This window comes from Chryseobacterium sp. KBW03, assembly GCF_003852415.1.
In the GTDB taxonomy this organism is placed as follows: domain Bacteria; phylum Bacteroidota; class Bacteroidia; order Flavobacteriales; family Weeksellaceae; genus Chryseobacterium; species Chryseobacterium viscerum.
This window is the reverse complement of sequence record NZ_QAJO01000004.1, coordinates 83,793-99,017: the sequence shown is the minus strand read 5'-3', so window position 1 is coordinate 99,017 and position 15,225 is coordinate 83,793. Positions and strand designations below refer to the sequence as shown.

General features: G+C 37.6%; 11 protein-coding genes. 5 read left to right on the top strand and 6 right to left on the bottom strand.

Features of this window, described 5'->3' with window-relative positions; genetic code table 11:
* Positions 1-27 precede the first annotated feature (27 nt).
* The 5 genes from DBR39_RS08465 to DBR39_RS08445 all read left to right on the top strand — a co-directional run bounded on the left by DBR39_RS08465 (position 28) and on the right by DBR39_RS08445 (position 7,406).
* Complete coding sequence (locus DBR39_RS08465; protein WP_124532210.1) at positions 28-2,283, top strand: TonB-dependent siderophore receptor; 2,256 nt, start codon at positions 28-30, stop codon at positions 2,281-2,283.
* 16 nt (positions 2,284-2,299) lie between these two features.
* Positions 2,300-2,917 carry a hypothetical protein gene (locus DBR39_RS08460; RefSeq protein WP_124532208.1) on the top strand — a complete coding sequence of 206 codons (618 nt, stop codon included), beginning with the start codon at positions 2,300-2,302 and terminating at the stop codon, positions 2,915-2,917.
* Positions 2,918-3,192: 275 nt separating this feature from the next.
* Positions 3,193-4,389 carry a PepSY-associated TM helix domain-containing protein gene (locus DBR39_RS08455; protein ID WP_124532206.1) on the top strand — a complete coding sequence of 399 codons (1,197 nt, stop codon included), beginning with the start codon at positions 3,193-3,195 and terminating at the stop codon, positions 4,387-4,389.
* Between the two features lie 105 nt (positions 4,390-4,494).
* Positions 4,495-4,986 (top strand): low affinity iron permease family protein, encoded by a 492-nt coding sequence (locus DBR39_RS08450; protein WP_124532204.1) that lies wholly within the window; start codon positions 4,495-4,497, stop codon positions 4,984-4,986.
* A gap of 158 nt (positions 4,987-5,144) precedes the next feature.
* Positions 5,145-7,406 carry a zinc-dependent metalloprotease gene (locus tag DBR39_RS08445; RefSeq protein ID WP_124532202.1) on the top strand — a complete coding sequence of 754 codons (2,262 nt, stop codon included), beginning with the start codon at positions 5,145-5,147 and terminating at the stop codon, positions 7,404-7,406.
* Between the two features lie 58 nt (positions 7,407-7,464).
* Here DBR39_RS08445 and DBR39_RS08440 read toward each other — a convergent pair whose 3' ends face one another.
* The 6 genes from DBR39_RS08440 to glpK all read right to left on the bottom strand — a co-directional run bounded on the left by DBR39_RS08440 (position 7,465) and on the right by glpK (position 15,218).
* Positions 7,465-10,191, bottom strand: coding sequence for a hypothetical protein (locus tag DBR39_RS08440; protein ID WP_124532200.1), 2,727 nt, complete (start codon positions 10,189-10,191; stop codon positions 7,465-7,467).
* An 80-nt stretch (positions 10,192-10,271) separates the two neighbouring features.
* Positions 10,272-11,249 carry a hypothetical protein gene (locus DBR39_RS08435; protein ID WP_124532198.1) on the bottom strand — a complete coding sequence of 326 codons (978 nt, stop codon included), beginning with the start codon at positions 11,247-11,249 and terminating at the stop codon, positions 10,272-10,274.
* A gap of 258 nt (positions 11,250-11,507) precedes the next feature.
* Complete coding sequence (locus tag DBR39_RS08430) at positions 11,508-11,927, bottom strand: hypothetical protein (RefSeq protein ID WP_124532196.1); 420 nt, start codon at positions 11,925-11,927, stop codon at positions 11,508-11,510.
* Between the two features lie 220 nt (positions 11,928-12,147).
* Positions 12,148-12,960 carry a hypothetical protein gene (locus DBR39_RS08425; protein WP_124532194.1) on the bottom strand — a complete coding sequence of 271 codons (813 nt, stop codon included), beginning with the start codon at positions 12,958-12,960 and terminating at the stop codon, positions 12,148-12,150.
* 4 nt (positions 12,961-12,964) lie between these two features.
* Positions 12,965-13,696 carry an MIP/aquaporin family protein gene (locus DBR39_RS08420; RefSeq protein WP_103231559.1) on the bottom strand — a complete coding sequence of 244 codons (732 nt, stop codon included), beginning with the start codon at positions 13,694-13,696 and terminating at the stop codon, positions 12,965-12,967.
* A 25-nt stretch (positions 13,697-13,721) separates the two neighbouring features.
* Complete coding sequence (gene glpK, locus DBR39_RS08415; protein WP_124532192.1) at positions 13,722-15,218, bottom strand: glycerol kinase GlpK; 1,497 nt, start codon at positions 15,216-15,218, stop codon at positions 13,722-13,724.
* Positions 15,219-15,225: the final 7 nt, after the last annotated feature.

Sequence of the window (15,225 nt, the reverse complement as noted above, 5' to 3'; positions counted from 1 at the left end):
AATAATAATTTTGCAAAAAATTATCAGATGAATAAAGTAATATCCTTTTCTCTGCTAGTATTAGGTGGGGTTCTTGCCAATGCACAGAAAGTAAATGATTCAGTTAAACACAAGAAAATTGAAGAAGTAGAACTATTTGGTGAAAAAAAGAAACAGCCGCAAGGTCTGGATGCAATTACAAGATTGCCTTTGAAAACCAGAGATCAGATTCAGAGTATTTCTGTAATTTCCCATAAAGCAATTGAAGAATTAGGAGCACTTACAGTCACTGATGTTGCCAAAAACGTTCCAGGGGTAACCTTGTTTTCAAGTTATGGCGGAGGAAACGAAAGTATGTCCATCAGAGGGTATCGTGGAGTTCCCGTATTGAAAAACGGAGTTCAGCTGGATTCAGATTTCCGTACTGCAGGGATGATCACAGATATGCAGGGAGTAGAAAGCATTCAAGTGATCAAAGGATCTGCCGCAATTGGTCAGGGAATAGGAAACGGATTGGGATCTGCAGGAGGAGTTATCAATGTAGTAACGAAAAGACCACAGTTTATTGATCAGACTAATGTAGGATTCCGTTACGGAAGCTGGGATTTTTACAGACCTACGGTAGACTTCCAGAGAGTGTTAGATTCTCAGGGCAAAGTTGCTGTAAGATTCAATGGTGCCTATCAGAATAACAATTCATTCAGAAGCCATGTAAAAGGAGAAAGAATCTATGTAAATCCATCTATAGCTTTCCGTCCGGATGATAAAACATACATTAATGTGGAAATGGATTATCTGCATGATAAAAGAACACCGGACAGAGGAACAATCAACCTTGCTCCGGGAACTGTTGAAGCATTATATCATATGCCAAAAGGTAAGTTTTTAGGATATGCATCTGATTATTCAAAAACTGAAACTTTTAACTTCGCGACTACAATCGTACGTAATCTTACGGATAAGTTAAAAGTAAGAGCCGCTTTTGTTAATTCTGTTAGCAATACAGATTCTGAAGCTTCATCCGTATCATTACCGGCAGGTGAAACCAACTATAATATCAGACAGCGTACCATAGGAAAATCACAGGGTGAAGACATCAATAAAGTATTACAGTTAGACTTCATCGGAGAACAAATAAAAACAGGATTTATTAACCATACATTCCAGGTTGGTTTTGACTGGAGAGAAACAGAAACTTCATCTACAACCTACGAAGCATATAAAAACTCAATCGCACCTGGAAATTTAATTACGGCACGTGCTACAAAAATTGGAAATACAACCTATGCTGCTAATCCACTTGATATTTTTGATGTAGTGAATGGAAGCATTCCAAATCAGCTTCCGGTAAATGTTATCTATAAAAATCTGGGAAGATCAAACGCTGTATTGACTCCAAGTATTGGTGCAATGGCTCAGGATGTAATGACCATCGGGAAATATGTAAAAGCACATTTGGGAATTCGTTATAGCAGATTAAATGGTTCTGCTAATGAATCTGTAGATACTTGGAATCCTAATTTCGGATTAATTGTTTCTCCACTTCCAAACGTTAATGTATTTGGGTCATATACCACTACAACATCTTTAAGATCTTCTAATAACTTCCTTTTAGACGGTGGTAAAGTAGGTCCGTCAATGACTAAGCAATGGGAAGCAGGTATTAAATCAGACTGGTTTAATGAGCGTTTAAGATTTAACGTAACCGTATTTGACATTAAAACAGATCACCTTTCATTCACTATTCTTGACGAAAACTATAACCCTGTTGTGATCAACAAACAAACGATGTATGGTCTTGCAGGAAATCTTAGAAGAAAAGGAATTGAAGTAGAACTGATCGGTAGAATTCTTCCAAACCTTCAGGTGATGTCAGGATGGGCATATCTGGATGCTCAGTATCAGGACAGCCCTGCTTACATGAACGGATCAGCGCCAATGAATGCTCCTAAGCATACCGCAAACGGATGGCTTAATTATAAATTCAATAAAGGGACTTTATCAGGACTTGATGTTGGTGCAGGAATTTATTATGTAGGAAAAAGACCGGTTGATGAATGGACTCAGAAAACGTTTACAGCAGGTCACCTGAACAGTGTAAAACCTGGAGATAAACCTTTCGATATGCCGGAATATACCACAGTAGATGCTCAGGCAGGATATTCACTGAAAAATGGAATGGGAATAAGAGTATTCTTTAATAATATTTTTGATAGTGTAGGGTACAGCTCTTATTTCAGAGGAGGATACATTGATCAGATCCAGCCTAGAAACTTTGCGGTACAGGTAAATTATAAATTCTAATCAACAAAATATTATTATGAAAAGTATCAAAACATTAATTTTTGCATTGGCTTTAGGCGCTGTTACGCTGTCATGTTCCGGAGATAAAAAGAAAGGAATAGATTATAACCAGTTCAAAACTGAAGTAAAGCTTACTCCAGAACAGGAAAAAAGCTTTGACGAGATCACCCAAAAATATCAGGATCTTCAGGAGCAGAACTTTCAGGCAGCAAAAGCGCAGGGAGGAAATATGGACCGCGTAGCTTTAGGAATCAAAAGTGAAGAACTGAGAGCACAGCAGTCTATTGAAATTGCTACGGTTTTAGATACCCCACAGATGGAAAAGTTCAACAAATTTGTGGATGAAAATGCCAGAAAAAGACCAAGATATGACAACGCACTGTTAGAAAAAATCAAAACTGAAGCTCAGCTTTCTGATGATGAATTCAAAGTAGTGAATGCATCCAATGATGCCTTTGAAAAAGCATTCAATGATGCACATGATGTCTATCACGGGAATAATGATCTGGCTAAGCAATACTGGGAGAAATTTGATGTCCAAAGAAAATTAGCTATTCAGAAAGTCTTGAGCCCTGAACATTATACTAAGTTTGAAGACATCGTAAAAGACGTTCAGTTCAAAGGAAGAAAATAACAACATTGATACCAGTGAGGGCTGGAAGCAGGAAGAAGGAAATGGATATGGATATGGCATTGGGCTAAAAGTTCTTACTACTTTTGAGAAAACATATTCAATTTGGTGAATGTAAATTAAAGTTAAATTGTAAGTTTTTACTCTAAAATAACTTCCATCGAGAGCTTCATGCTTCCTAACCCGAATTTGTATTAACTTTTTTTAATTTATTCATATCAATTTTAATTTAAAACATTAAGACGGTCCAACTGTCTTAATGTTTTTGCTATTAAACAATGAAATTATTATTTAAAAGCCTTTACAGGAAAAGAAGAAAAAACGAATCCATCACAAAATATCTGATGTGGATCATTCATCTCTGGCTGGGACTTTTATCAAGTGCTATTGTTTTTGTGATGTGTCTTACCGGATGTCTGTATGCATTCAAAAATCAGATCATTGATGTTAGCAATAAGGACAAAGTTTATATAAATTCCCACTCAGGACAAGTCAAAAATCCTGATGTGATTCAGGCAGAATTATTAAAGCAGAATAAGGAACTTACCTCCTTAATGATTCCTGATGATAAAGGAAAAAGTTATGTGATTGGTTACCGCGAAAACCAGTTGGATAAAAGCACTTATTATAATCAGTACACGGGGGAAATTCTTGGGCAGGCCAATGTGGGATCTGGTCAATTTTTTGAAATAGTTCTTGATCTTCACAGAAATCTGATGATGGGAAATGTAGGAAGACAGATTGTAGGAGCATCGGTTCTGATGTTTTGTATTCTTCTGATCTCTGGTTTCATCCTTTGGCTTCCGAAGAAGCTGAAGTTTTTGAAACAGGGATTGACGGTTATGTTTAAAGCGAAATTTCAGCGGGTCAATTATGATCTGCACAATACGCTTGGGTTTTATACTTTTTTAATGCTTTTCTTTATTGCTGTTACCGGATTGTATATAACCTATCCATGGGTGAAGAATGCACTTATTGTAAGTTTGGGAGGGGCTTCAATAGATGATATTTCAAAAGAAAAAGACAGTGGTGAAGATGCCTTTGGAGGACTTCTTGAAGACATGCTTCAAAAGCAGGATGAAAAGAAAAACCTAAAGAACACTGCTTCAGCTTCTGTATATAAGATTTTAAAGCTGGCAGATCATCACCTCCCTTATCCTGCGGTTACCAGTATAGAACTGCCCAACAAGGAAAATCCGCGTTATGTTGTGATCAAAACCAACAGACAGAACTTCCTTGGAATGATGTTCCCGGATGAAGTAACATTTGATAAAACAGGAGTTTTCAAGACCAAAGAGCTATTCTCAGACAAACCTTTGAATAAACAATTTACAGCTTTAGCAAAGCCATTGCATACAGGAGAGATCATGGGGCTGCCGAGCATCATTCTCTACTTTATAGTATCTCTTATTGGCTGCTCTCTGCCTGTGACTGGATTTTTCATCTGGTGGCACAGGTTTAGAAAGATGAAATAAGATAGGATATGCAATGGTCTGAAGTGTTTTGGTACCATATCTTCATTTCTTTTTCCGTTTTCAGATTATTTTTTTATACATTTAGTATATAAAAAAGTAAAAGTTATGGGTCATAAAGGGAATCATTTTTTTGAAAATTTTTCAAACTGGGCTGTAAAGTTTACAGGAAGTGCATATGCTTTTATAGGAGCTTTCCTCATTGTTGTGGTCTGGGCGGTTTCAGGTCCTTTTTTTGACTATTCAGAAACCTGGCAGCTGGTGATCAATACCGGCACTACAATCATTACTTTTTTAATGGTATTCCTGATTCAGAAAGCTCAGAATAAAGATTCAAAAGCAATACAGATAAAGCTGAACGAGCTTATTGCAGCTCACGAAAAAGCCAGCAACAGGATTGTAGATATTGAAGATCTTACAGAAGCAGAATTGGATCAGCTTCATATCTATTATGAAAAATTAGGTGAGCTTGCCAAAAAAGATGCAGATATCCATACTTCTCACTCCATTGATGCTGCACAGAGAAATCAGGATTATAAATATGAATTCTTTAAAAGAAAACATGAAGAATGGATGCAGAAGCATGAACAGAGAAAATAATGGGGTTTTTTGGTTGAAAAGATTCTTTAAATTATCAATATTGTGATATTATTTTAATTTCGCGTATCGGTAATTTATATTTTACTTTATATTTTTAATTTTTTAATTGTTTTTTAGTGTTTTCTTTGATAAATATTTACATTTGTTAAAAAAAATAAATGAAAACAAAATTACTTTGTTTGCCAGTATTATTTTTAGCAATAGCGGCAAATGCACAATGGAATAGAGGCATCCCTAGCCAGAAGATCACTAAACAAAGTGACAATTCTGTTTATTATCAGCTTGATATAGATCAGATAAGAACACAACTTCTGAGAGCTCCAAAAATGGGTGAGGGTGCTCCCATTACAATCAGTATTCCTACCCTTGAAGGGAAAATTGAAAAATTTACCGTAAATAGTTTTCCGGTAATGGATGAGACTTTGGCCAATAAATACCAGCTAGGATCATATGTAGGGATAGGAATTGATGATCCTACGAAGTATATCAGATTTAGTGTGGCTCCCAATGATTTCCAATCGATGATCATTGGCTTAGATGGTAAATATGAATTTATAGAGCCGGCAACGTCAGATAAATCTTATTATTCTATACACGGAAAGACCAATAAGAGTGGACACGCTTTTACCTGCAAGACTAAAGAAAGTAAAGAATCTGTGGAAAACCTGCAGAAACTAATGAATGCAGGTGCTACAGCTAAATCCAATAACAAAACTTTTCATACCCTTAGATTGGCTATGTCAGTGACAGGTGAGTATACAGCTTATTTTGGTGGTGTTGCCGGAGCACTCGCACAGATCAATGCTACTTTGTCAAGAGTAAACGGTGTATTTGAAAAAGAATTTAATCTTCACGTCAATGCGATCGATGCTCCTAATCTTATCTTTACCAACGCAGCTACCGACCCTTACAGTACATCTGAATTCATGTGTAAGTGGAATTATGAATTGATGAATGTTTTGCATGGAGGATCTTACGGTGTTACTGATACTAATTTTGATATCGGACATTTGTTCGGAGCTTCAGGAGGAGGAGGAAATGCAGGTTGTATTGGTTGTATAGGAAGTAATGATATCTCTACAACCTCTTATACAGTAGCTCAAAGTGACTGTCAGGATAGCGGAGGCAATTATTATGCTTATATATCTCCGGATAACTACAAAGGAAGTGGAATTACTTCTCCTGCCAGTAATGTTCCTATGGGTGATAATTTTGATATAGATTATGTAGCTCATGAAATAGGGCATCAATTGGGAGATAATCATACATACAGTTATAATGAAGGAACAGGTGTTTGTGTGGAACCAGGATCTGGATCTACCATTATGGGATATGCTGGTATCACAGGTGCAAATACCGATGTTCAGCAACATTCTGATGCCTATTTTCATAGTGTAAGTATTGATCAGGTACAGACCAACATGGTAACAGTAACAGCTGATGTAGAAACGCCAATCACAAATAATCCACCGGTTGTTACTCCAATGACGACAAGTTATACTATTCCGAAATCAACTGCTTTTGTTTTAACAGCTTCAGCAACAGATCCGGATGGTGATGCATTGTCATATAACTGGGAACAGGTTAATTTAAGTTCGTTGGCCAATGGTATTGGTAAAGCATCGGGTACAGGCGATGGAGCTGCAGCGATAGGGAATACAACATCTGGAGCAAGCTTCAGATCTTGGCCAGCAACAACAAGTCCTACAAGGTATTTTCCTAAATTGGCAACTGTTTTAGGAGGAGCCGTAAAAAATACGACAGATCTTGAAGCTGCAAGTACTGTGGCGAGAAATACAAGCTTCCGAGTAACCGTAAGAGATAACAAACCTGGAGGACAGGCTCAGACGGCTTATGCAACACAGACTATTGTGGTAGGATCTGCGGCTGCGTTTACGGCTAATACAACATCTCTTAGCCCTAATGTAAACTCTACTATTGCATGGACGGTTTCCGGAACTACAGCTTCTCCATACAACGTAGCTAATGTTAAAATTGATTATACAGAAGATAATGGAGCAACCTGGAATAACCTGGCGGCATCAGTGCCAAACAGCGGATCAGCAAGTGTTTTCATTCCTGCATCACTAGCTGGTAAAACAATTTATTTGAGAGTTTCTGCAATCGGAAATGTGTTTTATGCAGTGAAACAGGCTACTGTAGCCAGTCTACTGGCTGTTTCTGAAGCTGGAAGTGTGAAGTCTGTTAAGATTTATCCAAACCCTGCGGAGGATGTATTGAATGTTCTGAATATCTCTCCAAACGCATCTTATGAAATCTTCAATGCTCCAGGGCAATTGATTTCAAAAGGAAGTATCGGAGATGGTAAAATTAATGTTAGAAATCTTGTAAAAGGAGTTTACTTTATTACAATCAACAATAAAGAAGAAAAAAGTACCACAAAGTTTGTTAAGAAATAATTTAATAAACAATAAAAATAAAAACCTCTGAGTCATCAGAGGTTTTTTTATGAAGATATTATTTCATGAAATAACTAAAATAGCTACAGCTTCCCATCAGGTTTTTCGTAGTTTCTGTATCAGAATACTGAGCTTTTAACTGAGCAAAATAGGTTCTGTATTTTTGATTCTTAAGATGGTCCATTTCTTTCTGGCGGGCATCTTCTTTCTCAGACCATTTCGGATCGGAATAATCAAAGTCTTTTGGAGCTTTTGCTTCGTACTGGTAATATTTACCCTGTTCAGCACTTGCCATCTGGAATAGCAGTCTTGCTTTTTCTTCTTTGTTATTAGAAAGCTTAAGAGCTTTTTGATAATAGCTTATTGACAGATCAAAATTATCAGGTTCAATATAAGAAGTGTCAAGGAAGTTTTTATAATAATACTTGTAAGGATTCTTTCTGTCGGTGTTCCAGAAGTTGTATTTACCTCCGTTGCTGTTGTCAATGTCCATGACAAACAATTCGCGGTAGTATCCTAAAATAGACGTATTATATAACAGGTTTCCGATAAGCTGGTTGGCCTTTGCTGCTTTTTCACCCGTTCCGTTTCCAATCTTTTTAAGTTGAATCAGTACATCTGCCAGTTCAAGTTTATCCATGCTCGTTTTGATGAAAGGAAAATCGGTGTAGTTTTCTGCTTTCATACTTTCTGCGTCCGGACTTCCGAAACTTTCCCATACATTATGCCCGAATACCAGATCTGAAATGTTTTTAAATCCGTCATATTCTGCAGGAGTATATTGCTTGGTCGTTATGGTTTGACCGCTCTTTTCTGTCCATTCGTAATTTTGTCTTGGAATGCCTGCGAAGCTTTTTGCTTTTTCGTAATAAGATTTCGCCTTTTCAAAGTCGGCAAGTCTCATGGCTCTGTCTCCGTAAATTGTACTGAAGAATGCATCAATGTTACCTACACTGTCCATGTTTTTGGCGATGATCTGCTGCTCAAACTGGGTTTTATTAGCCTTTCTGTAGAAATTTTCTACACTTTTTACCAAGCCGGAGTTTGGATTGTACTGAAGATCAGAAAGTTTATTGTTCATCAGGAAAGACTTTCCGTCTTCACCCTGAAGTAAATAACGGTTGGCCATAACATCCTTCAGGAAGTCAGCAGTAGAAGGTACTTCACCATAATAATCGAAATTATCTGTAGTGGCTGTGTCTTTCACTACTTTTTTCTCTACGAAATACTCCGCATAATCTTTCATCAGATGATCTTCATATTCGGCATCAATTTTTGGCTGGGAAACAATATCATTAAGAACTTTCATTCGTTTGATCTCTTCCAGATATTCAGGATTGGTTGTTTTGATATCATTCAGAATTTCTGTGCTTTCTTTGTAATCCTTTTTCAGGAATTTAAGATAGGCATTGGCAATCTGCCAATATTCATCCTTAGATTTCTCTTTGGTTTTGTCAGTGAATTTCTCAAGATCGTCAAGATAATCCTTCATCTTATCATCGTATCCATAGCCGGAAGTAGTATAGAACGGAATTCGGTTCGGATTATTCAGTAATTCATCATCACTCTGATCTGTTTTACTTCCATCGGCAGATTCTTTAGATTTTGAACCTCCAAAGAGATTTTTAAAGAACCTTACAATCTTTTGCCAGAAAGACAATTTTTCCTCTTTTACTTCAGTTTTGGTCGTGGTATCAGCATCTTTTGAAGTAGTATTGGTATCAGCTTTTCCTCTTTGTACATACGGATTATTGGCCGCATCTGAAGTATAATAATAAGTAGGCAGGTAACTTCTTTCCAGTTCATTGATGCTTCTTGCTGCCATTACCTTCAGGATTTCAGAATCAGGGTTTATTTCATACATCTTTTCCATGGTAGGAATAGGATTGTTGAAGTCCTCATATCCCAGAAGGAAATAAGCCATATTCTTTTCTTCATTGGTATTGGCTCTTTTCATGATATTGCTGAAAGATGCCGTATCAGAAAGTTTCATAGAAACAAATGCAGATTCCTTGCGGTCTTTGCTGTTCATGAATACCTGGAAGAAATTCCAGTTGGCGTCACTGTTCATTTCCAATCCTCTTTGTGCTCCCCCCAGCTGATCCAGAGACATGAAGTAAACCGATCCTTTCAGTTTTATCGGAGCAACATAGCTTTTGAAAGCCTGTACGGCAGAATCATAGTTTCTGGTATAATGATTCAGACGTACCAGCTGATATCCGTATCGTTGTTTGATTTCAGGGTTTCTTGCTGCATTGTACAAAGACGTTAAGGCAGCAATAGTTTTATTATAATCAAGAGCTGTGGCATTTTTTCTGTTGGCATCCCGGTCGTAATAAAATGAATTGTCATTTTCAACATAATTGATGCTCATATAAGGCTCCAGATATTTGGCCTCAATTAAATAATCAACGCCTTCCTTATATTTCTGGTAAAATCCGGAACCCAGTTTTTGTAAAAGAGGATTGGACGGATTTCCGTTTTTTAAAGCATTCAGATCGTTCATGCTGATCTTATACACCAGATTCTGAGTTTCAGAATAGCTAAGCTGATTATTAAAGAACTTTTTCCATGTTTCAATATTGTCATCAGGAATCAATGATGGGTTGTATCCTCCATAGAACCTGCTTGAATAGCTGTGCAGAAAAGGAAGATAAGCCTTGTCTTTGATAATACTTTGCGTAAAAAGGTTGAAGTAATCATAATCAGGATCTGACCACGCGCACGCATCAGATTGTGTATAGAAAAGTGATACAACCGCAAGTGAAAGAATGTACTTTTTCATAGGGTTTGTAGTGTGTTTTTAGTTTCTTAATAGTTTATGGTTTGGTCTTGACAGTGGGTATGTCTCTATCTCCGGGAGATTTACAGTTTCCGATCTAACACAAATTTACTATCTAATTGATAATAAATAATATTAAAATGCGGGATTTTTTTCTCCAGAAAATAAATTACCTCTTCAAGCTGTTCTTCAGATATTTCCTCTGCCTTTATTTTGAAACCTTTGTTTAAATAACTTCCAAAGTAGAACCCATCTTTCAGAACCTCAATCTCATGATCGGATCTTTTTTTGAAGTTGGGGTTTTCCAGATCTCTTTTGGATAAGGCATTAATTAATTTATGTTTTCCTAAATGATTGGTGACAATCCCCCAGGAATAAATAGGAAGTGCCACTTCAATTTTTTTGATAGGGTAGTCTTCCATTTTAGAAAGATAGCTTTTCAGAATATTGACATCCAGAATAGAATTCTTATCAGAATTTTCCAAGGGTGATGAAGTGGAGTAGCACATCAGATAAACTTTTTCCACAGGAGGAATTCCGGTCTGCTTTTTATCTTTCACCTGATGAAGACGAAGGGTACAGGTAATTGCTTTTCCGGAAATCTTTTTGAGTTCTTTCAGAAATTTAAAATAATCATTCCGTGTTCCGGCAGTCCAGTCGCAGTCAATTTGGATTTCATTATTTGTTTTCAGTTGATATTCTTCCACTTTCTTTTGAATTAAAAGATGAATGCTTTCAGCCAGAAACTTGATCTCTTCTGCAGAAATACCCAGCAATGTCTGATTGGTAATGAAAACTGTAGGAACAATCTGTTTATCGGTCTGAAAACTCTGGTCTTTAGTAATAACTGCTACCGGCTGAAATTTCCCGTTCACTTTATCTACATCAAAAAATCTTGTATACAAATAGGGAACCGTTGCCTTGTCTAATGCTTTCTTCTCTTCACCGTCAAGCTTTAATTTGGTTTTCCAGTAATAAAACGTATAAGGATGATTTTCTTTCCTGTTGCATGACACAATAAGGAAAAGAAGAAGTAGAAATAAAATTTTAAAATTTTTCATTGGTATAAATCACTCTTGCAACCATCATTCGGTTCAGCCATAATTTTTTCAAAAGTAAAGATATTTAAGCAGAATATAAACCGTAAAATCCCGGTGATTGGTGATTATAAAGGCAGGAAGCAAAAGAATATCGTATTTATGTATTATGATTTGTTCAAATGCAGTAGATTGTATAACTATTCCCCTCCTCCGGCGAGGTAGTGTCTTACAATAAGAAAACCACCCCAGATGGAGCGGCTTTCTCTATATACTATTTAACTACTTGTACAGTTCACTTTCGCAGGCGCAGGTTTCTTTATCAATACTTTCACTGGAAGAACAGCAGCCCTCGAGGTTTTGAACATTTCCTTTCTGGTCGGTGAGATAGATTTTATTTTTGTCAAATTTCACCAGGAATGTTTCTTCGAATTTTTTGAAAACGACTTTCATTACTTTATTAGGAGTATATTTACCGGCATTTATTTCTTCTTTTGTCTCTTTTCCGTTAGCTTGATTCACCTGAACATAACCAAAATGAACATCTCCATTCTTTTTGATATCCAGATAATATTGGGGCGTACCCGTACCACTATATCCTTTCATGATATCAAAACTTCTATGTCCAACAAAAGGAACCTTTACTTGTGCTAAAGAAAAAATGCTGATGCAGAATATAATTAAGCAGAAAATCTTTTTCATATATATTTTTTTCAAAAGTAAATATATTTGAGCAAAACAAACACCGTAAAAACCCGGTTATTGCAGATCATTGATTGTGACTTTAGAATATCGACAGAATACGTATAACCATTCTCTTTCTTTGAAGGAGCAAATCTATAATGTAACGGAGAGTGGTTCATTGCAAAAACAAAACCACTCCTAAGAAGAAGTGGCTGTATATAATTTCGTTAAAGCTTAATTAAAAAACAGTTGCAGCAAGCTGAATTCTTGCATACTTATTAGACGGATTCCACATAGCCATCATAGATACAGGAAGGTTGTAATGATCCGTTATCTTTACTACTTTTCCTGCCTTTACGCCCACATTTACGATGTCAAAGCTGTTTTTGCCGTTGCCATATAGAAAAGTCTTATCATTAAGAGCAAATCCGGCTCCTACAAAAGCATCCAGATTTACTTTCTGGTCTTTTATGACGGGATAGCTTGCCTGTACATAGGTAGAATATCTGTTTTTCTTATAGCTTCCGTCTGCTTCCAGAATAACTTCTCCCGCATTGGCGCCTCCATAAAGCATAATATCTGCCTCAATATTAATGGGAAATGAAGGTCCGAAAGTATAGTTCGTTCTTAGATCAATAATATGAGCTGTTCTTCTCTGTGAATAGCTGAATATATCATCTGCCGCCACTGCAGTATTAATATTCCTGGAGTTGTAAAGGTCCCATAATCCAATATAAAAACGTCCGTCAGAATATTGAACATAATAATTGATCTCTTTGTAATGGGTATTGTCCTTATCATCTGCTAATGCAGAAGCTCCCCAAATTCCCACTTTCCATTTTTTCGCCGCATCCAAAGCATAGGAAAGATTTCCCATTACCACAGGTTTATCAGTAATGATAAGCCCCCTCCATAAATGATTGTTCTGAATATTGGCTGTAAAATCAAGCCTCCCTTCTTTGGTTTCCTTGGCTTCACCACTTTCCTGTGAAAATAACCTTCCCGTGCCTATTGCCAGAAGGAAGATTCCTTTTAAGATTTTTCTCATCATATGTTTATTTTAAAAATCCATATAATAGTGCAGCAATAACAGCCCCGATAATTGGACCTACTACAGGAATCCAGGCATATCCCCAATCACTGCTCCCTTTTACAGGAAGGATTGCGTGCATGATTCTTGGAGCAAGGTCTCTTGCGGGATTGATGGCATATCCTGTTGTTCCTCCCAGAGACAAACCTATTACCCATACCAGAAAAGTAACGGGAATAGCTCCTACAGTACCCAATCCTACTTTTGCTGTCGGATCGGCTTGTAATGAAATACTAGGATCAGAAAAATGGAAAATAACAAATACCAGTACAAATGTTCCGATAATCTCACTGATAAGATTAGAAGATGTTTTTCTGATGGCAGGACTCGTACTGAAGCAGGCTAGTTTTGCTCCTTCATCTTCGGTAATGGCAAAATGATCTTTATTAAACAGCCATACCAGAAATGCACCCAGCATTCCTCCGATCATTTGTGCAGCGATATAAGATGGAACCAGGTCCCATGAGAATTTTCCTGCAGCTGCAAGACCAATGGTCACAGCTGGGTTCAGATGGGCCCCACTTATTGGCCCTGCAACGGTTACTCCCACAAAAACGGCTAGTGCCCATGCGGTAGTAATAACAATCCATCCGGAATTATTTCCTTTCGTATCTTTTAAGACAACATTGGCTACAACACCGTTGCCTAACAATATAAGAAGCATCGTTCCGATAACTTCTGCAATAAATGGGGTCATATAAGTTTTTTTTTAAGTGAGTGAATTAATCTTCTATCCAGCTTTGAGCGCTTTTTACAGCTTTCTTCCAGAAGTGGGTCATTTTATCCACTTGCTCTCTGTCCAGTTGAGGGTAAAAGTCCTTGTCTACTATCCATTGTTCCTGGATTTCGTCTATATTTTTCCAGTATCCTACTGCAAGACCGGCAAGATAAGCGGCACCTAGCGCTGTAGTTTCCAGAGTTTTTGGACGTGTTATTTTAACCCCGAATAAATCAGACTGTATCTGCATCAAAAGATTGCTTGCTGATGCACCTCCGTCTACTCTTAGCTCAAGACTCTCTCTTCCTGAATCTGCTTCCATAGCTTTTACAATCTCATAAACCTGGAATGCTATTCCTTCCAGTGTAGCTCTCGCGATGTGTGCGTCGGTAGTACCACGGGTGATTCCTACAATCGTTCCGCGGGCATATTGATCCCAGTAAGGAGCACCAAGACCCGTAAGTGCCGGTACGAAATATACTCCGCCATTATCGGGTACGGAAGCGGCCAGTTCGTTCACCTGATCTGAAGAATGAATGATTTTAAGCCCGTCTCTTAACCATTGAATGGCTGCACCTCCTACAAATACACTTCCTTCCAGTGCATAGTTCACTTCTCCATTGATTTTCCAGGCTACGGTTGTAAGAAGATTGTTTTTAGAAGAAACTGCTTCTGTACCTGTGTTCATTAATAGAAAGCATCCTGTTCCGTAAGTGTTTTTTACCATTCCCGGAGTGGTACACATCTGACCAAATAAGGCAGCTTGCTGATCACCGGCAATACCAGCAATCGGAATTTTAGTAGAGAATAGAGTGGTAGCTGTTTCTCCATAGATTTCGCTGCTTTGCTTAACCTCAGGAAGAATTGCTCTAGGAATATTGAATAATTCTAAAAGATCATTGTCCCATTCTAAAGTATGGATGTTCAGAAGCATTGTTCTGCTGGCATTGGAAACGTCTGTGATAAACATTTTTCCACGGGTCAGCTTCCAGACAAGCCAGGTATCAACGGTCCCGAAACATAATTTACCTTCTTCAGCCTTTTGTCTGGCTCCTTCTATATTGTCAAGAATCCATTTTAGTTTGGTCGCTGAAAAATAAGCATCCAGAACAAGTCCTGTTTTTTCTTTAATAATCTCAGCATGTCCCTGGTCTTTCAGTTCATCACAATATTTTGATGTTCTGCGGTCCTGCCACACAATAGCATTGTAGATGGGTTCACCCGTTTCTTTGTCCCAAACTATCGTGGTTTCACGTTGATTTGTAATCCCGATGGCGGCAACTTCCAGTCCGGAGATTCCTGCTTTCGCTATAATTTCTGCTGCTACGGAGATTTGTGATGACCAGATTTCGTTGGGATCATGCTCTACCCAGCCCGGGGTAGGAAAGATCTGTTCGAAATCTTTTTGTGATACATATTTTATTTCTCCACTGTGGTTAAATAAAATCGCTCTGGAAGATGTTGTTCCCTGATCCAAAGCGAGAATCAATTTCTCATTCATAGGTAGG

Excerpts from the sequence above, each read along its gene's own strand:
- DBR39_RS08435 (WP_124532198.1), bottom strand. The coding sequence starts at position 11,249 with ATGAAAAATTTTAAAATTTTATTTCTACTTCTTCTTTTCCTTATTGTG.
- glpK (WP_124532192.1), bottom strand. The coding sequence starts at position 15,218 with ATGAATGAGAAATTGATTCTCGCTTTGGATCAGGGAACAACATCTTCC.
- DBR39_RS08455 (WP_124532206.1), top strand. The coding sequence starts at position 3,193 with ATGAAATTATTATTTAAAAGCCTTTACAGGAAAAGAAGAAAAAACGAA.
- DBR39_RS08440 (WP_124532200.1), bottom strand. The coding sequence starts at position 10,191 with ATGAAAAAGTACATTCTTTCACTTGCGGTTGTATCACTTTTCTATACA.
- DBR39_RS08450 (WP_124532204.1), top strand. The coding sequence starts at position 4,495 with ATGGGTCATAAAGGGAATCATTTTTTTGAAAATTTTTCAAACTGGGCT.
- DBR39_RS08420 (WP_103231559.1), bottom strand. The coding sequence starts at position 13,696 with ATGACCCCATTTATTGCAGAAGTTATCGGAACGATGCTTCTTATATTG.
- DBR39_RS08425 (WP_124532194.1), bottom strand. The coding sequence starts at position 12,960 with ATGATGAGAAAAATCTTAAAAGGAATCTTCCTTCTGGCAATAGGCACG.
- DBR39_RS08445 (WP_124532202.1), top strand. The coding sequence starts at position 5,145 with ATGAAAACAAAATTACTTTGTTTGCCAGTATTATTTTTAGCAATAGCG.
- DBR39_RS08460 (WP_124532208.1), top strand. The coding sequence starts at position 2,300 with ATGAAAAGTATCAAAACATTAATTTTTGCATTGGCTTTAGGCGCTGTT.
- DBR39_RS08465 (WP_124532210.1), top strand. The coding sequence starts at position 28 with ATGAATAAAGTAATATCCTTTTCTCTGCTAGTATTAGGTGGGGTTCTT.
- DBR39_RS08430 (WP_124532196.1), bottom strand. The coding sequence starts at position 11,927 with ATGAAAAAGATTTTCTGCTTAATTATATTCTGCATCAGCATTTTTTCT.